Genomic DNA, 22239 nt, shown 5'->3' on the forward strand with positions numbered 1-22239 from the left:
AGGCCCACGATGCACATGAACGCCCGATCCGCCGATCTCGAAGTCGGCTTCGACGTCCCCGCGCTGCCCGGTATGCGCGAGGACGAGATCCAGACGCCCTGCCTGATCGTCGATCTCGACGCGCTGGAAGGCAACATCCGCAAGATGGGCGACTACGCCAAGGCGCACGGGATGCGCCACCGCGCCCACGGCAAGATGCACAAGTCCGTCGATATCCTGAAGCTTCAGCAGAGCCTCGGCGGCGCCTGCGGCGTCTGCTGCCAGAAGGTCTCGGAGGCGGAAGTCTTCGCCCGAGCGGGCATCAAGGATATCCTGGTCTCGAACCAAGTGCGCGACCCCGGCAAGATCGACCGGCTGGCGCGGCTGCCGCTGCACGGCGCCCGCATCATCGTCTGCCTCGACGACGTGGCGAACGTCGCCGACCTCTCGGCGGCGGCGCAGCGGCACGGCACGCAGCTCGACTGCTTCGTCGAGATCGATTGCGGCGCCGGCCGCTGCGGCGTGCGGACGACCCCCGAGGTGGTGGCGATCGCCCAGGCCGTCGCGGCCGCGCCGAACCTGCGCTTCGCGGGCCTCCAGGCCTACCAGGGCGCCATGCAGCACATCGACGGCTACGAGGAGCGGCGGGCCAAGCTCGACGCGGCCATCGCCCAGGTGCGCGACGCCGTCGCGGCGCTGAACCGGGAGGGCCTCGAGCCGGAACTCGTCAGCGGCGGCGGCACCGGCAGCTACTATTTCGAGGCGGGATCCGGCGTCTACAACGAGCTGCAATGCGGCAGCTACGCGTTCATGGACGCCGATTACGGGCGTATCCGCGACCGGGACGGAAAGCGCATCGACGCGGGCGAGTGGCAGAACGCCCTGTTCATCCTCACCAGCGTGATGAGCCACGCCAAGGCCGACAAGGCGATCTGCGACGCGGGCCTGAAGGTGCAGTCGGTCGATTCCGGCCTGCCCTTCGTCTTCGGCCGCGACGACGTGAAATACATCAAGTGCTCGGACGAGCACGGGGTGATCGAGGATCCCGAGGGCCGGCTGAAGGTCAACGACCGTCTGCGCCTCGTCCCCGGCCACTGCGATCCGACCTGCAACGTCCACGACTGGTATGTCGGCGTCCGCAACGGCCGGGTCGAGACGCTCTGGCCGGTCTCGGCCCGCGGCAAGGCCTACTGACGCACCCTGCACACCGTCCGTCATCGCGAGCGCGGCGCAGCGATCCGGGGACGCGCCTCGACGGGGCCCGCTGCCCTGGGTCGCTTCGCGACGCCCGCGATGACGGGGGCGACATGCCGGCTCACGAATTGAGGACACATCCGCGATGATCATCGTTCCCGAGCACGCGATCGACGGGCTGTTGACCGAGGCGGAGTGCTTTACCGCCGTCGAACAGGTCTTCGCCTCCATGGCGCGGCGGCGAGCCGGAAACTTCCCGGTCGTCCGGGAAGCCATCGGCCACGCCGACGCGCTCTACGGCTTCAAGTCGGGCTTCGACCGGGACAGCCTCGCGCTCGGCCTCAAGGCCGGCGGCTTCTGGCCCGGCAACGCCGCGAAGGGCCTGACCAACCACCAGTCGACGGTGTTCCTGTTCGACGCCGATACCGGCCGCTGCCGGGCCGTCGTCGGAGGGAACCTCCTCACCGCGCTGCGCACGGCCGCGGCCTGCGCCATCTCCGTCCGGCACCTCGCCCGCAAAGATGCGCGGGTGCTGGGCATGATCGGCGCGGGCCACCAGTCGGCGTTCCAGCTGCGCGCCGCGCTGGCGCAGCGGCCGTTCGAGCGGGTCCTCGCGTGGAACCTGCATCCCGGCATGTTCGGCCGGATGGAGGCGGTGGCGCGGGAGCACGGCGTGCCGTTCGAGGCGGTCGACCTCGACCGGCTCGGGGCCGAGGCCGACGTCGTCGTGACGATCACGTCCTCGTTCGCGCCGATCCTGAAGGCCGCGCAGGTCCGGCCGGGCACGCACCTCGCCTGCATGGGGACGGACACGCGCGGCAAGCAGGAGGTGGAGGCCGAACTGCTCGCGGGCGCGACGGTCTTCACCGACGAGGTCGCGCAGTCGGTCAGCATCGGCGAGGCGCAGCACGCCGTCACGCGGGGGCTCCTCGCCGCGGATTCCATCGTGGAGATCGGGGCGGTGATCAACGGCGATCACCCCGGCCGCGTCTCGGAGTCCGAGATCACCCTGTTCGACGGCACCGGGGTCGGGCTGCAGGACCTCGCGGTCGCCGCGGTGGCGGTCGACCGCGCGGTGGCCAAGGGGCTGGCGACGGAGGTGGATGTCTGACAGGCTCGACCCGAAGGTAATACATTTTCCGGCCGGATGCTGCGATCGACGCATTCCTCGCCGTCATCACGAGCAAAGCGAAGTGACCCAGGGTCGCGCGACCTTTACAGACATTGCGCGGCTCTGTGTTGCTTCGCTCCGCTCGCAAAGACGGCCGCGCATGAATTATCAATCGAAGAGATTATAAGAGGGCATTAATCCAGCCTCCATCTCTGCGTGCCAGGATCTTCTCAAATCTCCAGCGGACATTGACGCTGATCGGGACGCGCGCCCGATCCTGAAGCTGCGCCGCCGACCCCGATGTTCGAATCCACGAGCTCCTCGGCCGGGGAGGATGGGCCGGCCTAAGCCTCGCCGCGCACCAGGGCCGCCGCGAGGGCGTTGTGGCGGGCGGCCAGCGCCCCGGTGTCGAGGGTCGTCAGGCGGCCCTCGCGGACCACGATCTTCCCGTTGATGACGCTCCAGGCCACCGTCTGCGGCGCGCAGAAGGTGAGGGCGGCGACGGGGTCGTGCAGCGCCCCCGCCATACCGAGGCCGCGCAGGTCGAAGGCGACGATGTCGGCCGCCATGCCGGGGGCCAGCGCGCCGATATCGTCCCGGTTCAGCACCTTCGCGCCGCCCAGCGTCGCGATCTCCAGCGCCTCCCGCGCGGTCATGGCCGCCGGCCCGAAGCCGACGCGGGCGAGCAGCATGGCCTGCCGCGCCTCGCCCAGCATGTGCGACCCGTCGTTGGAGGCCGAGCCGTCGACGCCGAGCCCGACCGGCACGCCCTCGCACCGCATCTGCCGGATGGGCGCGATGCCCGAGGCGAGGCGCATGTTGGAGCAGGGGCAGTGCGCCACCCCGGTCCCGGTCCGGCCGAACAGCGCGATGCCGGCGCGGTCGAGCTTGACGCAGTGGGCGTGCCACACGTCGGGGCCCGTCCAGCCCAGGTCGGCGGCGTACTCCGCCGGCGTCATCCCGAATTTTTCCAGGCTGTAGCGGACGTCGTCGTCGTTCTCCGCGAGGTGGGTGTGGAGCGAGACGCCGTAGTGCCGGGCCAGCTCGGCGGCATCGCGCATCAGGCCGCGACTGACCGAGAACGGTGAGCAGGGCGCCACCACGATCCGGCGCATGGCGAAGCGCTCCGGATCGTGCCAGCGCTCGATCAGACGGCGCGTGTCTTCGAGGATCGCCGCCTCGTCCTCGACGACCGAGTCCGGCGGGAGTCCGCCCGCGCTCTCCCCGACGCTCATCGCGCCGCGGGCGGCGTGGAAGCGCATGCCGATCTCCTCGGCACCCTCGATGGAATCGTCGAGCCGGCAGCCGTTCGGGTAGATGTAGAGGTGGTCGCTCGACGTGGTGCAGCCCGAGAGGATCAGCTCCGCCATCGCGGTCTGCGTCGAGACGCGGACCATCTCGGGCGTGAGCCGGGCCCAGATTGGGTAGAGCGCCTTCAGCCAGCCGAACAGCTCGGCGTCCTGCGCGGCCGGCACCGCGCGGGTGAGCGTCTGGTACATGTGGTGGTGGGTGTTCACGAGGCCCGGCATCACCGCGTGGCCGCGCATGTCGAGGACGGTGTCGGCCCGCTGCGGCACCTCGGCGGCGGGGCCGACGGCGACGATGCGGTTGTCCTCCACGTAGACCGCGCCGCCGGGAATCTCCCGGCGCTGCGCGTCCATCGTCACCAGGATGTCGGCGTTCGTCAGCAGCAGGGAGGTCATTGCGTCTCTCCGGGTGCGCCCTGGAGGTCGCGCCGGACGGGCCGCGACGCCTCCCCACGGCCAGATGCCGCCCTCTGGCAGCAGGAACGCCGTGCCGGGCGCACCGTCTCGGGGCCGTCAGCGGGCCGCAGCATACGGCAGCCGCCACCGGTCACCTTGGCGATTTTTCGCAAACTGCTTCCGAAATCCCGGCATGGCATTCGCGGCCAGCCATGCAAGGTTTGAGAGCCAGCCAAGTCGGCAGCGCATGACCCCGGAGCGGCCGCCGAGAGCCCGCTCCCCCGCCCCCGGGCGTGCCGCCACGGCCCACCCTGCGACTGGCCCCACACCCGCTCCTGGCGGCCCGGACCCGGAAGAGGTCCGGCCACCGCTGCCGGGTCCCCGACGACACCATCACGGGACGACGCCTCGACAGGTCCCGGCTGGCGGAGGACACGCCCATGACGTCTCACGACAGGACAACGCGCGAGGTGGACGCGGTCGACGCGATCCCGCCCCTTCCCAGGCTCCTCGCCTACGGCATGCAGCACGTGCTCGTGATGAGCGCGGGGGCGGTCGCGCCGCCGCTCATCCTCGGCGCGGCGATGAACCTGCCGACCGAGACGGTCGCCTACCTGATCAACTGCGACCTGCTGGTGACGGGCATCGCGATCCTGATCCAGTCCCTCGGCCTGGGGATCTTCGGCATCCGCCTGCCGGTCATCATGGGCGTCAGCTTCGCGGCGGTCGGCCCGATGGTGGCGATGGCGCAGGATCCGACGATCGGCCTGCCGGGCATCTTCGGCGCGACCATCGGGGCGGGCGTGTTCGGCCTGCTGCTCCGGCCGTTCTTCTCCAGGCTCGCGAGCTTCTTCCCGCCGCTGGTCACCGGCACGGTCATCCTGATCATCGGCGTCACGCTGCTGCCGGTCGGGATCAACTGGGCGGGCGGCGGCTTCGGGGCCGCCGATTTCGGCGCCCCGGTCCATCTCGGCGTCGCGGCCTTCGTCCTGGCGGTGATCCTGGTGGTCAGCCGCTTCGCCACCGGCTTCGTCGCCAACGTCGCCGTGCTAATAGGCCTCGTCGCGGGCCTGTGCCTCGCCTGGCCGCTCGGCCTGTTCCGCCTCGACGGGCTGGCCGAGCGCCCGCTCATCGCCCTCGTCACGCCGTTCCACTTCGGCTGGCCGACCTTCCACCTGACGGCCGTGGCGGCGATGTGCATCGTCATGATGGTCACGCTGGTCGAGTCGACCGGCATGTTCCTGGCGGTGGGCGACATCGTCGGGCGCCCGGTGGACAAGCGGACCCTGACCCGCGGCCTGATGGCGGACTCGCTCTCGACGCTGATCGCGGGCTGCCTCAACACCTTTCCGCACACCTCGTTCTCCCAGAACGTCGGCCTCGTGAACATGACGCGGGTGCGCAGCCGCTACGTCACGGTCGCGGCGGGCTTCATCATCCTGGGCGTCAGCCTCCTGCCCAAGGTCGCCTTCGCGGTGGCGTCGATCCCGCCGGCCGTGCTCGGCGGCGCCGGCATCGTGATCTTCGGCATGGTCGCGGCGGCGGGCCTCAAGATCGTGGGCGGCGCCGATCTCGGGGATCGCCGGAACCAGATCGTCGTCGCGGTCAGCATCGGCCTGAGCCTGATCCCGATGGCGGCGCCCAAGCTCTTCGCCGCCACGGCGCCGGACTGGGCCGGGCCGATCCTGCACAGCGGGATCACCCTCGGCGCCATCGGGGCGATCGTCCTCAACCTGCTGCTGAACTCGGACCGTCTCGGTGCCGGGGCCGAGCACCGCGTCGCCGACGCGGAGCCCGCCTTCCCGCACGCGGCCGTCCTGGACCGGGCCTGAGGGGAGAAGCCATGTCGGCCGAGACCATCAAGGCGCTCTCGCGGCGCCACTTCCTGAAGGCCGGCGCGGCGGCGGGCGTCGCCGTGAAGGTCTCCTTCCTGGCGCCCCCGGCCCGGGCGCAGCTCGCCGAGACCGGCCTGTCCGCCGGCTCCCCGTGGGCCGCGCCGGGCCGGCCCCGCTACCGCCTCGACGCCGTCGCCAAGGTCACGGGCACCAAGACCTTCTCCCGCGACTACCGGGCCCGCGACCTCGCCGGCTGGCCCGACGGCCAAGCCCACGCCTTCCTCGTCGCGGCGACCCGCGCCGACCGCCGCTTCACCGGCCTCGACCTGTCGCGGCTCCCGGCCGCCCTGCGGCCGGACCGGATCGTCCGGCACGAGGACCTGGTGGCGGACGGGGTCTCGGTCCCGCACGCCGACTTCTTCGGCGACTGGTTCCTCGTGCCGCAGGGCGAGACGCCGCGCCTGCTCGGGCAGCCGGTGGCGATCCTGATCTACGCCGACTTCCCGCGCTTCGCCGCGGCCAAGCGCGCCCTGCGCTTCGCCGACGACGTCGTGCAGTACGGCGCCGAGACCGGTCCCAGGCCGCCGGCCCACTACGGCGCCTCGCGCTGGGTGCGGATCGAGGGCGACGCGCCGGACGCGCCCGACCGGTTCTCGCCGTTCGCGCAGTCCCCGATCTTCGCCGGCTTCTCCGGGGACGAGCCCGCCTGGCCGAAGGCCGGCGACGACGGCCCCTTCGCCCGGGGCATGGCGGCGGCCGCCGCCATCGCGGCCGAGATCGACGGCGCCGGCGCGGACGCCCTGGTGATGCGGCGGACCTACCGGTCGCAGTCGACGGACGCCTCGGCCATGGAGGCCGACAACGGCAACGTCTGGTACGATCCGGCCGCCGGCACGCTGCGCCTGATGATGGCGACGCAGTCGCCCTACGACGTGGCCGAGGCCGCCGCCGCGCTGGTCTCGAAATCCCGGTTCCCGCTCAGGGAGGTCGATCTCAAGGTCGGCTACACGGTCGGGTACGGGACGAAGGACCACCACATCTTCCCGTTCCTCTGCGTCGTGGCCGCGCTCTACGCGGGCGGCCGGCCGGTGCGCCTCGCCAACGACCGGTTCGAGCAGTTCCAGAACGGGCTGAAGCGCCACGCCTTCCGCATGGACAACGTCCTGCTGGTGGACCGGGCCAGCGGCCGGTTCCGGGCCATGACCGGGCGCTTCGCCTGCGACGGCGGCGGGCGCCCCAACTACTCCGTCGCGGTCTCCTTCGTCGGCGCCACCGCGGCGCAGTCGATCTACTACCTGCCGAAGAGCGACTTCCAGGCGATCGCCCTGGCCTCGCGGGCCGTGGAGGCCGGATCGACCCGGGGCTTCGGCACGCTCCAGACGATGTCGGCCACCGAGATGATGGTCGACGAGGCGGCAGCGCTCCTCGACATCGACGCGATCGAGCTGCGCCTGCGCAACGTGCTCCGCTCGGGCCAGCGCAACAGCCAGGGCGCGGTCCCGGCCGGGGCGCTGCGCAACGCGGAGATCCTGACGAAGGCCGCCGCGCACCCGCTCTGGCGGGACCGGGCGACGCGCAAGGCCGCCTACGAGGCCGCCCATCCCGGCCGCCGCTACGGCGTCGGCTTCGCGCAGGTGCACAAGGATTACGGCACGGGCGCCGAGGCGGCGGTCGCGTCGCTGGAGCTCGACCCGCAGGGCCGCCTGAGCCTGCGCCACGTCGCCCACGAGATGGGCCCGGGCGTCACCACCTCGCAGGCGGTCATGGTGGCCGAGATCCTCGGCCGAGTGCCTTCGGAGACCGCGTTCGGCGTGGTGCGCTGGCCCGAGATGCCGCTGGAGACCTCCGACCAGCCCTACACGACGCCCCAGGAAGAGGAGGACCGCCGGGCGCAGAACCCCCGCTGGACCCCGCGCTTCACCTCGCCGATGAGCGCGACCAACTCCGCCTACTACCTCGGCCACGCCACCCGGACGGCCGCGCGGTTCCTCGTCGACCACGCCGTCTGGCCCGCCGCCCGCGCGCTCTGGGCGCGGGGCGGCGGCGGCGGGGCGCTGGCTTCCTACCACGTGGTCGCCCGCGACGAGCTGCGGCTGGTGGACGGGCAAGTGCTGGGCGGCGGCCTGCCGCCGCTGTCCCTGGAGGCGGTGGCCGCCGAGGCGCACCGGCTCGGGCTGCCGGTGGGCGTGACCCTCCACACCTTCAACCGCTGGCAATGGGCCGAGGCCGAGTTCGACCTGCCCGCAACGGGCCGGACGCGCCTGCCGATCGACGCCCTGGCGGTGCGCTACGGCGCCGGGGCCCCGCCCGAGCGCCGCGCCCTGATGGCGGATGCGGGCTGGCACTTCGTGCCCCGGGCGGCGGTCTTCTACCCGCCGACCCAGCGCAACAATGTCGGCACGACCTACTACGCGCCGATGGCCACCCTGGCGGAGGTCGCGGTCGACACCGCCAGCGGCGACGTGACGATCCTGTCCCACCACTCGATCCTCGAGTGCGGCCGCCAGATCGTGCCCGAGCTGGTCTCCGGCCAGGTGCAGGGCGGCCTCGCCATGGGGATCGGCCACGCCCTCAAGGAGGTGCTGCCCCTCTACGAGGACGGCCCCGGCGACGGCACGTGGAACTGGAACCGCTACGAGCTCCCGCGCGCCCGCGACGTGGCCCCGTGGAACCAGACGGTGGAGATCCTGCCGCCGCTCTCCGAGACCGACCCGCCCAAGGGCATCGCCGAGGTCGTGATGATCGCCGTCGTCCCGGCGCTGGCCAACGCCGTCGCGCACGCGATCGGCCACCGCTTCCACGAACTCCCCATCCGGCCCGAGCGCATCCGCGAGGCACTGGCATGAGCGCCGCCATCGAGATCAAGGACCTCTCGCTCCGCGTGAACGGCGCGGCGGTCGGTCCGATCCCCGTCCCCGTCGGCACGAGCCTGCTCGACGTCCTGCACGAGTGGCTGGGCCTCACCGGCAGCCGCATGGGCTGCGGGCAGGGCATCTGCCACGCCTGCACGGTGATGCTGGAGGAGGCGGCCGGCCCGCGGGAGATCCGCGCCTGCATCACCGGCGCGCACTGGTTCGAGGGGCGGAGCATCCGCACCGTCGAGGGCCATGCCCGCACCGCGCCGGACGGCACCGTCGTGCTCTCGCCGGTCCAGCAGGCCTTCATCGAGAATTTCGCCTTCCAGTGCGGCTACTGCACGCCGGGCTTCGTCACCGGGGCGAGCGTGCTGATCGAGCGCCTGCGCCGCGAGCCGATCCGCCGCGACGAGGTCGAGCGGGTCGTCACCGAGGCGCTCGACCGCCACATCTGCCGCTGCACGGGCTACGTCCGCTACCATCAGGCGGTGCGCGACCTCGTGCTGGCGACCCCCGGTCTCGTGACCGCCTGAGGCGCGCCGTGCGGATCCCGTCCCTCACCACCCCCGCGCGGCGCGTCGGCGCCGGGCTCGCCGCCGCCCTCGCGGTGGCCGTCTCGGCGGCCGGCCTCGTCGCCTCCGGCGCCCTGGAGCGCAGCGTCGTCGCGCGCGACGTCGAGACCCCGCTGAGCGCGGAGGCCGTGCGCGGCCTCGCCCCCCGCGGCGCCAAGGTCGCCGCCGCGGCCGACTGCTTCGCCTGCCACACCGCCCGGGGCGGCGCCTCCTGGGCGGGGGGACTGCCCCTGGAGACGCCCTTCGGCACGATCCACGCCACCAACATCTCGCCGAGCCCGCAGGGCATCGGCGGCTGGAGCCGCGCCGACTTCCACCGGGCCCTGCGCGACGGGATCGCGCCGGGCGGCCGCCACCTCTACCCGGCGATGCCCTACACGTCGTATCGCGGCCTGACGCCGGAGGATGTCGACGCCCTCTACGCCTACCTGATGACCCGCGCGCCGGTCGCGGTGGAGAACAGGGCCAACACCCTCGCCTTCCCGTTCGACCAGCGCTGGACCCTGGCGGCCTGGAACCTCCTGAGCCTGCCGGCCACGGTCGCCGCGCCCGACCCGGGCCGCTCCCCCCTGTGGAACCGGGGCCGCTACGTCGCCGACGCCCTCGGCCATTGCGGCGAGTGCCACACGCCGCGCACCGTGATCCAGGCCATGCGCCCGGACGCCGTCTATCGCGGCGCCACGATCGAGGGCGTCGAGGCGCCCGACATCACGCCCGCGGGCCTCGCGCGGATGGGCTTCACCCCGCACGGCCTGCGCGACTTCATGCGCACGGGGCTCTCGGCCCAGGGCGGCGCGACGCACCAGATGTTCGACGTCGTGCATTTCTCGACGCAGCACATGGACGAGGCCGACCTCACGGCGCTCTCCGCCTACCTGTTCGACCGTGACGCCCTGCCGGCCGAGCCCGAGACGCCGGTCGCCGCCACCCCCGCGGCGATCCCGGCGGCGGTCGCGGCCCAGGGTCGGGCCAGCTACGCCGGCCTCTGCGCCGGCTGCCACGGCGGGGCGGGGGAGGGGATCCCCCACGTCTCCGTGCCGCTGCGGACGAACACCGCGATGCGGGTCGCGGGCGCGGGCGGTCTCCTGCGGGCGATCCTCGTCGGGCTCCCGGCGCAGCGCTTCCCGGGCAACGAGCGGATGGAGGCCATGCCGCCCTTCGCCGCCCTGATCGACGACGCGGCGCTCGCCGACCTCGCGACCTGGATGCGGGCCGAGTGGGGCGGGCAGGGTCAGGCGGTCACGCCGGACGAGGTCGCGCGCCAGCGCGCGGGTTTGCGGGCCGACGCTTCGCACTGAAGGCGGCCGGGAGGAGGGGGCGGACATGACCATGGCTTGTCGGATCGCGGCCGCGCTGCTGCCGCTCGGGATGACGTGCGCGGCGGGGGCGCAAGACCTCGGGACGGCCTCCTCGGCGCCGGTGGCGCCCGAGACCACGACGGTGGTGGAGGACGGCCCGTTCTTCCTCTTCGCCGACACCCAGATCAGCTACCGCTACCAGTTCCCCACCGTCTCGCCCGGAATCCAGATCCAGCGCCCCGACGGCAGCTTCGTCTCCCGCGCGGCGCCCAAGCACATCCTGAACATCTCCCACGCCGATGCCTGGGCCTACGGGACGAACTTCTTCTCCCTCGACATCCTCAAGTCCGGCTCCCAGTTCCCGGCCGGCACCACCAACGCGCCGGGCTCCGTCGCCGCCCCGTTCTTCGCCGATTACGGCAACACCGAAGCCTACGGGCTGTATCGCGGCACGCTGAGCCTCAACGCGCTCACGGGCACGAAGGCCTTCACCGTTCCCGGCCTCGTCAAGGAGGTGTCGCTCGCCTTCGGCTTCGACGCCAACGCCCAGAACGACGCCTTCGGCTCGAAGAAGCGCGACATCGTCGGCGGCCTGAACTTCGCCTTCGACGTGCCGGCGGGCTTTCTCAACCTCTCCGTGCAAGCCTACAAGGAGTGGAACCGGAACGGGTTCAATCTCCAGCCGGACCGCGACCAGAGCTTCGACACGGTCCCGGAATTCGAGCTGGTCTACAACTTTCCCCTGACCTTCACGGGGCTGCCGCTCAGCCTCGTCGGCTTCAACAACATCGTGCTGCCGAAGGGGCGGGGCGTGAGCAACCCGGCCGCCTTCGCCTTCAACCCGCCCCGCGGGCTCGAATTCCTGTCGCGCACCAACCTCGTGCTCGATCTCGGCAAGCTCGTCTACGATCAGCCCAACCAGGTCGATGTCTTCGTCGGGTTCCAGTACTGGCACAACAAGTTCGGGAACGTCGAGACCGCGACCTTCAAGGGCACCGAGGAGAAGAGCTTCCTCGCCGGCGTCGCGTTCCACGTCTTCTGATGCCGTTTCGGTCGATCAGATCGGTTCCGCCGTCGTTGCGAGCGGAGCGAAGCAATCCAGCCGGCACCACGTTCCCCGATGTCCCGCAGCCCTGGGTTGCTTCGCTGCGCTCGCAATGACGGAGCGGGCTGCACCGACCGAAGCGTCACGCCGCGGAGGATGATCGGGTCGGACGCCGAGTTCACATTGTCGGGACAGTCCGTTGACAGGTCCGAACTGCTCCTGACGATCCCCGCTCATGATTTCCCTGGAAAGCATCCGCATCTTCCTGCGCTCGGCGGAGACGGGGAGCTTCTCGGCCGCCGGCCGCTCGCTGCGGCTGTCACCGTCGGTGGTGAGCTACCGGATCCAGACCCTGGAGGAGCATCTCGGCTGCCTCCTGCTCACCCGGACGACGCGGCGCATGAGCCTCACGGAGGCCGGCCGGATCTTCTACGACCGCTGCCTCGACATCACCGCGGCGGTCGAGCAGGCGGAGAAGAGCGTCGAGACCGCGGGCGCGGTGCCCCGCGGGGTGCTGAAGGTGACGGCGCCGCTCGGTCTCGGCCGCCGGGTCGTCGCGCCGCTCGTGCCGCGCTTCCGCGACCGCCACGGCGAGACCGATGTCCGGCTGCGCCTGTCGGAGCACCTCCTCGACCTCGTGCAGGAGGCGGTCGACGTCGCGGTCCGCCTGTCGCAGATGCGCGATTCCACCTTCACCCTGCGGAAGGTCGCGGAGATCGAGCGGGTCCTGTGCGCGGCGCCGGCCTACCTGGCCGAGCACCCCGCGCCCGCCGAGCCGGCGGACCTGCTGCAGCACGATTGCCTGCTGCTGCGCTATCCCGGCGCCGAGCAGTTCCGCTGGACCCTGGTCGACGGGCAGGAGACCGTGACCCTGCCGGTCTCGGGGCACATCGACGCCGACGACGGCGACACGCTCACCGCCTGGGCGCTGGCCGGCGAGGGCATCGTCCTGAAGCCGCTGTTCGAGGTCGCGGCGCACCTCGCCGAGGGTCGGCTCGTCCCGGTCCTGGAGCACACCCCGCCGACCAGCGTGACGCTCGGCCTGCTCTACCCGTCCCGCAAGATGCTGTCGGCCCGGACCAAGACCTTCGTCGACATGACGCACGAGGCCCTGCGCCAGCACGTGAGCGAGCAGCTCGCCCTGGTCGGCGGCCGGGCGGTCTGAGGCGGCCGCCTCAGGCCGCGACGAGGGCCTCCAGGCGCAGGGCGGCGATCCGTCCGACCTGCCGCAGGGCCTCGGCCCGCTCGGTCTCCGGCGGGTTGCCGAGCCGCTGCTCCAGCCGGGCGAGGATCGCGTCGCGGTCGAGGCCCCGGACGGCGATGATGAACGGGAAGCCGAAGCGCTCGGCGTAGGCCCGGTTGAGGTCCTGCAGCCGCGTCACCGCGGGGGAGGGGCCGCCCAGCAATCCGCTTCCCGCCTGCTCGCGGCTGGAATGCGCGGTGAGCTCGCCGCGCTGGGCGGCCCGCCCGGCAAGTTCGGGATGCGCCCGCAGCAGGGCGAGCTGGCGGACCCGGTCGGCGCCCGCCACCGTCGCCTCCATCGCCGCGTGCAGGTCCGCGCACGCCGCGAAGGGCCCGCGGTCGAAGGCCGCCTCGGGGACCCAGGGGGAGTGCTCGTAGACCTCGGCGAGGAGGTCCACGAAGGCGTCGCGCGCGAGCGCGTTGAGCGCGGCGATGGTGATCACGAACCTGTCCTCTCCGGGGTCGGTCCCGCCGCCGGGGCGCCGGGAGGATGGTGGGCCGCCCAGTGCCGGGCGATGTCGATCCGCCGGGTCACCCAGACGTCGGGACGGGCCAGGACGTGGTCGAGGAACCGGGCGAGGGCCGGCAGGCGGGCGGGACGTCCGACGAGGCGGCAATGCAGCCCGATCGACAGCATCTTCGGGGCGCTCGCCCCCTCCTCGTAGAGGCAGTCGAAGGCGTCGCGCAGGTGCGCGAAGAACTGCTCGCCCGACGGGAAGCCGCCGGGGATCGAGAAGCGCATGTCGTTGGTGTCGAGGGTGTAGGGCACCACGAGGTGGTCCCGGCCGGCGACGCGGACCCAGTAGGGCAGGTCGTCGGCGTAGCTGTCCGAATCGTAGAGGAAGCCGCCCTGCTCGACCACGAGCCGCCGGGTGTTCGGGCTGTCGCGGCCGGTGTACCAGCCGAGCGGCGTCTCGCCGGTCAGGCTCCGGATCGTCTCGACCGCGCGGGCGAGGTGCTCCCGCTCGATCGCCTCCGGGACGTCCTGGTAGGGCAGCCAGCGCCAGCCGTGGCCGGCGATCTCGTGGCCGTCGCGGAGAAAGGCCTCCACGGCGGCCGGATTGCGGGCGAGCGCCTGCGCGACGCCGAAGACCGTGAGGGGAACGCCGCGCTCGCGGAACAGGCGCAGGATCCGCCAGACGCCCGCGCGCGCGCCGTACTCGTAGAGGCTCTCCATGCTCATGTGCCGCGCGGGGAAGGGCGTGGCCCCGGCGATCTCGGAGAGGAAGATCTCGGCGTGGGGGTCGCCGTCGAGGACGGAGCGCTCGCCGCCCTCCTCGTAGTTCAGCACGAACTGGACGGCGACGCGGGCGCCGCCGGGCCAGCGGGCGTCGGGCGGCGCCTCGCCGTAGCCGACGAAGTCGCGCGGGGGGCCGTCTGTATCCGGTGCGGTCACGGGCGGGATCCTGCGTTGGCGCGAATAGACGGGGTCCGACGGTTATCGCGCGGCGAGCCAGCGGGCGAGCGCCGCGCGCTCCTCGGGCTGCATGTCGGTGATGTTGTTCGGCGGCATCGCGTGGGTCAGGACGGCCTGCAGGCGGATGGCCGGCGCGAAGCGCGCGACGTGCTCGGGGCTGTCGAGGAGCACGCCCTTGGGCGGGCTCGTCAGGCCCGGCCACAGGGGCTCGGCGGCGTGGCACATGGCGCAGCGCGTCCCGACCACGGCCATCACGGCGTCGTCGACCGCGGGGCCCTCGAGCGCGCCCGTCCCGGCCGCCGCGAGGCTGATCGCCGGGGCCAGAGCCGGGGCCGGGGCTGCCTCGGCGGCGGCCGACAGGCCGATCCGCTCGCGGGCGCCCGGCGACGAGGCGACGCTGATCGCGACCGCCACCGCCACGCAGGCCGTCGCGACGCCCCAGGTCCACCAGCGGTCGCCCCCGCCGGCATTGCGCACGTTGAAGTAGTGGCGGACGACGCCGCCCGCGATCACCACGAGGCCGACGATGGTCCAGCTGTAGGGCGAGGACCACGCCATCGGGTAGTGGCCGGACAGCATGAAGAACAGCACCGGCAGCGTCAGGTAGTTGTTGTGGGACGAGCGGTTCTTCGCCTGCTTGCCCCAGGCGGGGTTCGGGACCCGGCCCGCGACCAGCTCGGCGATCGCCTTGCGCTGGTTGGGCATGATGACGAAGAACACGTTGCCGGTCATCCAGGTCGCGATCACCGCGCCCGTGTGCAGCATCGCGGCCCGGCCCGAGAAGACCTGCTGGAAGCCGTACGCGAAGGCGACGACCGTGAGGAACACGGCGGCCGCGAGCAGCGGCGGCCGGTTGGCCAGGGGCGAGCGGTTGAGCCCGTCATAGATCAGCCAGCCGAGGGCGAGGGCGCCGAGGCCGATGGCCGCCCCGGTCATCGGCGTGATCACGCGGACCGCCGGATCGATCAGGTAGAGGTCGGCCTGACCGTAATAGACCCAGCACAGCAGCGAGAAGCCCGACAGCCAGGTCGCGTAGGATTGCCATTTGTGCCAGATCAGGTGCTCCGGCATCCGGTCGGGCGCGACGAGATACTTGCGCACCTGGTAGAAGCCGCCGCCGTGCACCTCCCAGGCCTCGCCGCCCTTGCCGGTCGGGATTGCCGGAATGGCGCGCAAGCTGGCGTCGAGATGCATGAAGTAGAACGACGCGCCGATCCAGGCGATCGCGGCGACGACGTGGGTCCATCGAATGAGGAACCCGCCCCATTCGTGCAGGATCGGATACATGGGACGGATCCTCCGCGATCTGTCGTGGGGCCGGGTTCGGCCTCGATGTCGGCTCGTGGTTCGGCCCGAGCCGCGACCCCGGGTGTGCCCCGAACCGCGGCCGGCAGCGACCCGCCGCGGCGCCAAGGACCTTCAAAATCATTCGGGAAATGCCGGACGCTTTTCGGGTTGTCCGAGCCCCCCGCCCCGTGCTCGTCTCCACCGTCTCCTTCGGCCCGACAGACCTTCGCCCGCCTCGGGCCGCGGGCGCGGGCCTTTCCGTCCGGGAGGACGCCGATGGGCCATCTTTCGACACACGTCCTCGACACGGCCGCCGGCAAGCCGGCGGCCGGGGTCACCGTCGAGCTCCGGCGCCTCGCCGGGGACGGCAGCGGGGACGGCACCGGGGAGACCGTCGCGTCGGCCACGACCAACGGCGACGGACGGACCGACGCCCCCCTGCTCGCGGGCGACGCCCTGACGCCCGGGACCTACGAGCTCGTCTTCGCCGTCGGCGCCTATTTCGCCGGGACGGGTGCCGGCGCCGAGCGGCCGTTCCTCGACCGCGTGCCGGTGCGCTTCTGCGTCTCGGACCCGGACGCCAAGTATCACGTCCCGCTGCTCATCACGCCGTGGAGCTACTCCACCTATCGCGGGAGCTGACACGGGATCGGCCGGCATCGGCCCGGGCGGAGCCTGCCGGAGCGCCGGAACTCAGCTTTCCGGCCGCGCCCCGGCGGCGCGACCGGTCGCCTCCCGGGGCGAGTGGCCGAACAGCGCCTTGTAGGCCCGGCTGAACGCCGCCTCCGACTCGTATCCGACGCGCAGCCCGATCTCGCCGACGCGGGCGTCGCCCGCGGCGAGCATGTCCCGCGCGAGGTTCAGGCGCCACTCGTTCTGGTAGCGCAGGGGTGAGCGACCGACGAGCGCGTTGAACCGCTCGCAGAAGCTCGACCGCGACATGCCGGCGACGTCCGACAGGGCCTCCACGCTCCAGCGCTGCAGCGGCCTCTCGTGCATGACCTTGAGGGCGCGGGCGATGCGGGGATCGGCCAGGCCGGCCAGCCACCCCGACGTCCGGCCGAGATGAACCCAGGTCCGCAGCGTGCGTATGACCGCGAGGTCGATGATGCGCGAGATCATCAGGGCCGCGCCGGGTTCGGCGTCGGTCGTCTCGACCAGCAGGAAGTGCACGAGGCCGTCGAGCCATCCGGCGCCCTCCTCGCGCCGGATGCAGATCTGCTTCGGCAGGAGCGCGATCATGCTGCGGAGCGTGTAGGGATCGAACCAGAACCGGCAGGCGACGACGTCCGCGCCCTCGGCGGCGACCAACCGCCCGGTTCCGAGGCCGCGAGGCAGGAACAGCAGGTCGCCGGCGCCGACCGCGAGGGACTCGCCGTCGCCTTCGAGTATGAGGGCGCCCGCGATCACCACGAGGACGTGGCCTGCGCCGGCATCCAGATCCAGGCGCTCGCCCGGCGCGACCGGCCGGGACTCGACGCGGTCCCCGGTGAGGCGGATCTGCGCGAGCACGTGGGACAGCAGGTCGCCGGAGGCGGCGCTGCGCGGCCCGCCCTCCGGAAGATCGGTCAAGTTTTCCAGCGTTTCCGACATGGCTGGCCCCGGCTCCCGATCCTAAACGTGGGCCCATCGAAGCGCGTATTCGCTCGGCGCGTCCGGATCTACGAAGCTATAAATCGGAATCTATCGTGTCCATCTGCCTTGTTCACGAATAGATCCGGTCCGTCGAGCCGCGCTCAGTACACGAAGGAGCCGACGATGAGAACCGACCCGCAGCGCGATCGCGGTCCTGCCTTGCCCTGGCTCACCGCCTACTACTTCGTGCGTGCCGGCGCCGCCGCCGCCTGGGTGGCCGCCGCGCTCGGCCTCGGGCGAGGCATGCCGGCGGTCGCCGCGACGCTCCTGGTCGCCTATCCCGCCTGGGACGCGCTCGCCAACCTGGCCGACGCCCGGCGCAACGGCGGCCTCGCGGGCAGTCCCAGCCAGGCCCTCAACGCGGCGATCAGCGCGGCGACCGCGATCGCGGTCGCGGTCGCCCTCGGACGGGGCCCGAACGCGGTGCTCGCGGTGTTCGGCGCCTGGGCCATCCTCTCGGGACTGCTCCAGCTTCTCTCCGGCGCGCGCCGCTGGCGGGCCGGCGCCCAGTGGACCATGGTCCTGAGCGGCGCGCAATCGGCGCTCGCCGGCGGCTTCTTCATCCGGCAGGCGGCCGGCGCCGCGGTCCCCGGGATCGTGGATGTCGCGCCCTACGCGGCGTTCGGCGCCTTCTACTTCCTCGTCTCCGCGGCCTGGCTGACGGCGACGCGCATGCGGGACGCGTCGCGGGCCCGCGCCGCCTAGGCGCCGGTGCGGCCGGGCGGATCCGACCTCGATCATCGCCCCGGCCCCTCCGGACATCCGCACCGTCGTCCCCTCCCGACCGCCGTCGGACAGCAGAGGCCATGCTCCATGGGCGCGCGAACGAGCGTGAAGCCGCGGAGGAACGCGGTCGAGGCCTACCTCCACGTCCTGCACGCGCTGATGCTGCGCGACATGCGCACCCGCTTCGGCGCGTCGATGTGGGGCTACGGGGTCGTCGTTCTCTGGCCGTGCGTGCACGTCTTCGTGCTGATCACGATCTACACGGTTCAGAAGCTGCCCGCGCCGCTCGGCGACGACAGGGCCCTGTTCTTCGCCACGGGCGCCGTGCCCGTGCTCGTCTTCCAGTACATCTCGCGTGAAGTCATGAAGTCCGTGATCGTCAACCGGCCGCTGACCTACTACCCGCAGGTCAGGCTGTTCGACCTGGTGTTCTCCCGCGTGCTCGTCGAGATCGTCACCGGCTTCCTGGCCCTGCTGGTCGTGAGCGGTGTCCTGGTCGCGCTCGGCACGAACCCGGTCCCGGCGGACCCGCTGACGGCGGTGGGCGGCTATCTCGCCGCGATCGCGCTCGGGATCGGGATCGGCACGATCAACGTCGCGATCATCGGCTTCTTCCCCGGATGGCTGATCGGCTACGCCCTGTTCAGCATCATCCTGTACGTGTCCAGCGGCGTCCTCTTCCTGCCGAGCTACTTGCCGGAACGGCTGTACTACTGGGCCAAGTTCAATCCGGCCCTGCAGGTCGCGGAATGGATGAGGTCGGCCTACTACCCGGCTGCCGGACTGCAGGTCGACCATCTCTACGTCGTCGTGTTCGGCCTGACCGCGGCGTGTGTCGGCCTGGGCCTGGTCGTGCGCGGCGGCGGCCAGCTGCGAGGCTGAGCGCGGACGCGTCCGATCGGCCCGGGCGCGGAGGACGCGGCTCAGCCCGATCGCGCGTCCGACGACGGCGACGTCGCGCCGCCGCGGTGGGCGATCAGGTCGATCTCGACCAGGGCGTCGTAGGCGAGCCCGGTCGTGCCCACGCAGGTGCGGGCCGGCAGCCGGTCGGGCGGGAAGAAGGATCTGTAGGTGGCGTTGAAGGCGGCGTAGTCGCGCTTGAACTCGGTCAGGAACGCGCGCGCGACGACGACGTTCTCGAGGCCGAGGCCGAGGCCGGCCAGGACCGTCGCGAGATTGGCCATCACGTTGCGGGTCTGCGCCTCGATCCCGTCGGGCAGGACGCCGGGCCTGTCCGGCGTGTCGGGCATCTGACCCGTGACGAAGACGAAGCCGTCGACCTCGACCGCGTGGCTGAAGGGGGCGACCGGCTGCGGCCCTCCGGAGACCATGTGGAACAGCATGGCCGACGAGGCGGACTGGGGTTGCGGCACCGCGATCTCCCTTGCGACGGGCGCGACCCGCCCGATCTCCGTGATCCAGGTCCGCGACCGTAGGGTCACGATCAGGCCGGGGATAGTGTCGGATGCGGCGGTCGGATCCGGTCCGCGCCATGCCCGGTGGAGAGGGTCAGAAGAAGCGCCGAATCTCCTCCGCGATCGCGTCGCCGTCCGTCTCCAGGGCGAAGTGCCCGGTGTCGAGGAAGGTGACGCGCGCCTTCGGGATGTCGCGCCGGAACGCCTCGGCGCCGGGCGGGATGAAGAACGCGTCGTTGCGCCCCCAGACGGCGAGGAGCTTCGGGCGGCGCGCGCGGAAGAAGGCCTGGATCAGCGGGTAACGCTCGAGATTGCGCTTGTAGTCGAGCTTGAGCGTGACCTGCCGGTCGGCATTGCCCGGCCGCGCCAGGATGGCCGCGTCGAGCGTGTAGGCCTCGGGCTCGATGCGGGACGGGTCGGGCACACCCTGGACGTAGGCGGCCCTGACGCCGTCGAGGGTCATGCGGGCGCGGATCGCCGCGACGGCGGCCGCGTTCGGCGCGGCCCAGTAGGCCCGCAACGGCGCCCAGGCCGCGTCGCCGAGCCCGTCGAGATAGGCGTTGCCGTTCTGGGACACGATGCCGGCGACGCGATCGGGATGGGCGAGCGCCAGATCCCATCCGACCGGCGCCCCGTAATCGAACGTGTAGAGGATGTAGCGGTCGAGGCCGAGCGCGCCGACGAACGCCTCCGTCGTGCGCGACAGCGACGCGAAGTCGTAGACGTAGGCGCGATCCTCCGGGACGTGCGTGAACCCGAAGGAGGGCAGGTCCGGCGCGATCAGGCGGAAGCGATCGGCCAGCCTAGGCATGAGGTGCCGGAAGTAGAAGGACGAGTTGGCGAAGCCGTGCAGCAGCAGGATGACCGGGGCGTCGGGGCGACCGGCCTCCCGGTAGAAGACGTCCACGCCGTCGGCCCGGACCGTGCCGTGGCGGACCTCTCCGGCCCGCGCGGGGTGGACCTCCGCCCGCACGGTGCCCGACGCCGCCGCGCCCGTCGCCAGCACGCCGCCGGCGAGCACACGCCGCCGCGTCGCGCGGGCCGGTCCGCGCCCCGTCATCTCGTCTCCGTGCGTGTGTCGCGTCATGGCGCGCCTCATCCTGGCGGGACGGCATGCGTCGGGATCGTCACCGCCGGGTCGGACGGCGTGGCCGCCGTGCGGGACGGCGATCGGCCTGACCGGGCCGCGGCCCGGACGCGCGAACCCGACGGCGCGACCATGATGCAGGGACGCGGCGCGCTCCGGAACAGCGAGTCGTCGCAATTCACCATTCCCTGCCGTGAAACGGTCGACGGCCGCCGCGGCGGCGACCGCGGGCTTCCCGAAGGCCCGAAGCGCCGCCCCGGCGCTAGAGGCCGAGGTTGCGGCCCGGATGCGCGTCGGCGAGCTTGGCCCGGCGGACGTAGCCCCGCATCGTCTTGAGATCCCGGTGGCGGGAATGCGCCATGATCTCCTCGTCGCGCGATCCGCGCCTGTACGCCTCGGTGATGAAGCCCGCGCGGAACCCGTGGGCGGAGATGCGCTCGCGGGGTCCGGCGACGAGGCCGGCTTCCGCCGCGCGCTTCTGAACGATGCGGCCCACCGAGTCCGGATGCAGCCCGTCGTCCATCACGGTGCCGTCCGCCCGGACGGCCCGGAAGACGTAGCCGTCGGCCGGCGCCGCCTGCAGCCAGCGCCGGAGCGCGGCAACCGGACAGGTCGCGGGGCTCCCGCCCGCCAGGACGGTCACGACCGTGCCCTCGCCGTCCTGATCACCTTTCGAATGCGGCAGGAAGACATCGACGGCGCCGTCCCGGAACGCGAGATCTTCGCGGCGGATCCGCGCGACCTCGGAGCGCCGGAACGCGCCGGCGAAGCTCAACAGGAACAGGGCGCGGTCCCGGAGCGCGGCCACCGTCCCTTCACAGGCGGCGACGATCCGGCGCGTTTCGGGCACGCCGAGCGCGGCGGCCTGCTTCTTCGGCCTGCCGTAGCGCCGGAACATCCCGCGCAGCGCCGCCCGGACGGCCGGATGGGCCGGGATCCACGGCAACCCCTGGAGCTTGTGCGCCTGACCGATCGTGACGAGCCGACGCTCGATCGTCGCGCGCTTGTGGGTCTCGGCCATGGAGGTGAGGTAGCTCGCCACCTGCTCGGGACCCGCGGGCAGGGGCGCGAGATCGTGGCCGCCGCACCAGCGCGCGTAGTGCTGCCAGTCGGCGCGGTAGGCCCGACGGGAATTCTCCGAGAGCGCCTCGTCGGCGAAGGCGCGGGCGCGGGCGGCAAGCGTGGCGGGCAGCGTCATGGCTCTCTCTCTCCCTCGGTCGCGCCTGAGCGTGACGCTACGTCTGATAAGAAAGGGTTATCAGACGCTGACCGATGCGGCGCGGCCCGGGCCTCCCCGCTACGTGGAGGAGGGTGGGCTGCGTGCCTCGCGAACGGTCCACGCGCGGACGGGACGTTCCCGCTCCGCGGCAGGTCGGGAACGGCGCGCGATCGCGCGGACCTGCGGCCCGGCATCACCCGCCGCGGCGAGTCGGAGCGTCCATCGGAACCGTGTGATCGGATCGGGGTGGCGCCCCATCGCCTCCGCATCCGGGCAGACGGTCCGCCAACGGTCCGAGCCAGCCGCCCGGCCCGCCGGCAGTGCTTCTCCGGTTCGTCCGGATGGTCACCCTCCGACAGCGTCGCTGCGCAAGGGTCGCGACGTTGGAACACCGCCGCGGGAGGTGTCCGTGCGTGCGGTCACGCGCTCGACGGAAGTTCATCCAGTGGTTGTGAAGCACGCCGCGGAACTTTAATCCCGGACGATCGCGGTTTTTATTGATCATGCTCTGACGCCGAGCGCGCAACCTCAAATCACTATTGGATATCCCGGGAAAGAAGACCGCGATCATTAACCTGCATTTAGTTTCGCACCCGCATCTTGGCTCAACGCCTTCCGC

Annotated in this window: 19 protein-coding genes; 11 read left to right on the top strand and 8 right to left on the bottom strand. The window is 72.1% G+C overall.

The window, feature by feature from the left end:
* Positions 1–9 precede the first annotated feature (9 nt).
* Complete coding sequence (gene bhcC, locus ASG32_RS20850) at positions 10–1173, top strand: 3-hydroxy-D-aspartate aldolase BhcC (RefSeq protein ID WP_026605150.1); 1164 nt, start codon at positions 10–12, stop codon at positions 1171–1173.
* A 145-nt stretch (positions 1174–1318) separates the two neighbouring features.
* Entirely contained in the window at positions 1319–2284 is a 966-nt protein-coding gene (bhcD, locus tag ASG32_RS20855; protein WP_056530232.1) for an iminosuccinate reductase BhcD, read from the top strand.
* Between the two features lie 344 nt (positions 2285–2628).
* Here the strand turns inward: bhcD and ASG32_RS20860 are convergent, their stop codons facing one another.
* Complete coding sequence (locus tag ASG32_RS20860; protein ID WP_056530235.1) at positions 2629–3987, bottom strand: 8-oxoguanine deaminase; 1359 nt, start codon at positions 3985–3987, stop codon at positions 2629–2631.
* Between the two features lie 440 nt (positions 3988–4427).
* Here ASG32_RS20860 and ASG32_RS20865 point away from each other — a divergent pair, with 440 nt between their 5' ends.
* The 6 genes from ASG32_RS20865 (at position 4428) to ASG32_RS20890 (ending at position 12757) form a co-directional block, all read left to right on the top strand.
* A complete protein-coding gene (locus ASG32_RS20865) occupies positions 4428–5819 on the top strand; it encodes a nucleobase:cation symporter-2 family protein (protein ID WP_056530240.1) in 1392 nt (463 codons plus the stop codon).
* 11 nt (positions 5820–5830) lie between these two features.
* Positions 5831–8668: a molybdopterin cofactor-binding domain-containing protein gene (locus ASG32_RS20870; protein WP_056530243.1), complete on the top strand. Its 2838-nt coding sequence runs from the start codon at positions 5831–5833 to the stop codon at positions 8666–8668.
* A complete protein-coding gene (locus tag ASG32_RS20875) occupies positions 8665–9210 on the top strand; it encodes a 2Fe-2S iron-sulfur cluster-binding protein (RefSeq protein ID WP_020094523.1) in 546 nt (181 codons plus the stop codon). The genes ASG32_RS20870 and ASG32_RS20875 overlap by 4 nt, the downstream gene beginning before the upstream one ends.
* An 8-nt stretch (positions 9211–9218) precedes the next feature.
* Positions 9219–10547, top strand: a complete 1329-nt coding sequence (locus ASG32_RS20880; protein WP_056530246.1) for a c-type cytochrome — start codon at positions 9219–9221, stop codon at positions 10545–10547.
* A 25-nt stretch (positions 10548–10572) separates the two neighbouring features.
* Complete coding sequence (locus ASG32_RS20885; RefSeq protein WP_107351980.1) at positions 10573–11589, top strand: hypothetical protein; 1017 nt, start codon at positions 10573–10575, stop codon at positions 11587–11589.
* Positions 11590–11827: 238 nt separating this feature from the next.
* Positions 11828–12757: a LysR family transcriptional regulator gene (locus ASG32_RS20890; protein WP_056530249.1), complete on the top strand. Its 930-nt coding sequence runs from the start codon at positions 11828–11830 to the stop codon at positions 12755–12757.
* A gap of 10 nt (positions 12758–12767) precedes the next feature.
* On the opposite strand, the gene uraD is transcribed toward ASG32_RS20890, so the two are convergent.
* Genes uraD through ASG32_RS20905 form a run of 3 tightly spaced genes read right to left on the bottom strand, consistent with a single transcriptional unit; the run spans position 12768 to position 15538 of the window.
* The gene (uraD, locus tag ASG32_RS20895) at positions 12768–13277 is read right to left on the bottom strand and encodes a 2-oxo-4-hydroxy-4-carboxy-5-ureidoimidazoline decarboxylase (RefSeq protein ID WP_056530252.1); all 510 of its coding nucleotides are present in this window, start codon (positions 13275–13277) and stop codon (positions 12768–12770) included.
* Positions 13274–14230 carry an allantoinase PuuE gene (gene puuE, locus ASG32_RS20900; RefSeq protein ID WP_056530255.1) on the bottom strand — a complete coding sequence of 319 codons (957 nt, stop codon included), beginning with the start codon at positions 14228–14230 and terminating at the stop codon, positions 13274–13276. Before puuE ends, uraD begins: the two co-directional genes overlap by 4 nt.
* A gap of 42 nt (positions 14231–14272) precedes the next feature.
* Positions 14273–15538, bottom strand: a complete 1266-nt coding sequence (locus ASG32_RS20905; RefSeq protein WP_056530259.1) for a urate hydroxylase PuuD — start codon at positions 15536–15538, stop codon at positions 14273–14275.
* A gap of 276 nt (positions 15539–15814) precedes the next feature.
* On the opposite strand from ASG32_RS20905, the gene uraH reads away from it, so the two are divergent.
* Complete coding sequence (gene uraH / locus ASG32_RS20910) at positions 15815–16180, top strand: hydroxyisourate hydrolase (RefSeq protein WP_020094530.1); 366 nt, start codon at positions 15815–15817, stop codon at positions 16178–16180.
* Between the two features lie 51 nt (positions 16181–16231).
* On the opposite strand, the gene ASG32_RS20915 is transcribed toward uraH, so the two are convergent.
* Positions 16232–17131: an AraC family transcriptional regulator gene (locus ASG32_RS20915; protein ID WP_056530262.1), complete on the bottom strand. Its 900-nt coding sequence runs from the start codon at positions 17129–17131 to the stop codon at positions 16232–16234.
* A gap of 165 nt (positions 17132–17296) precedes the next feature.
* Here ASG32_RS20915 and ASG32_RS20920 point away from each other — a divergent pair, with 165 nt between their 5' ends.
* Entirely contained in the window at positions 17297–17878 is a 582-nt protein-coding gene (locus ASG32_RS20920; RefSeq protein WP_056530265.1) for a DUF308 domain-containing protein, read from the top strand.
* A gap of 108 nt (positions 17879–17986) precedes the next feature.
* Positions 17987–18781: an ABC transporter permease gene (locus tag ASG32_RS20925; RefSeq protein ID WP_020094533.1), complete on the top strand. Its 795-nt coding sequence runs from the start codon at positions 17987–17989 to the stop codon at positions 18779–18781.
* 41 nt (positions 18782–18822) lie between these two features.
* On the opposite strand, the gene ASG32_RS20930 is transcribed toward ASG32_RS20925, so the two are convergent.
* The 3 genes from ASG32_RS20930 to ASG32_RS20940 all read right to left on the bottom strand — a co-directional run bounded on the left by ASG32_RS20930 (position 18823) and on the right by ASG32_RS20940 (position 21599).
* Positions 18823–19242: a RidA family protein gene (locus ASG32_RS20930; RefSeq protein WP_026605155.1), complete on the bottom strand. Its 420-nt coding sequence runs from the start codon at positions 19240–19242 to the stop codon at positions 18823–18825.
* Between the two features lie 166 nt (positions 19243–19408).
* On the bottom strand, positions 19409–20374 hold the full coding sequence (locus ASG32_RS20935; protein ID WP_199866143.1) for an alpha/beta hydrolase: 966 nt from the start codon (positions 20372–20374) through the stop codon (positions 19409–19411).
* Positions 20375–20663: 289 nt separating this feature from the next.
* Positions 20664–21599, bottom strand: a complete 936-nt coding sequence (locus ASG32_RS20940) for a site-specific integrase (RefSeq protein ID WP_056530268.1) — start codon at positions 21597–21599, stop codon at positions 20664–20666.
* Between the last annotated feature and the right edge of the window lie 640 nt (positions 21600–22239).

Origin of the sequence: Methylobacterium sp. Leaf361 (assembly GCF_001424445.1) — a bacterium.
Lineage (GTDB): Bacteria > Pseudomonadota > Alphaproteobacteria > Rhizobiales > Beijerinckiaceae > Methylobacterium.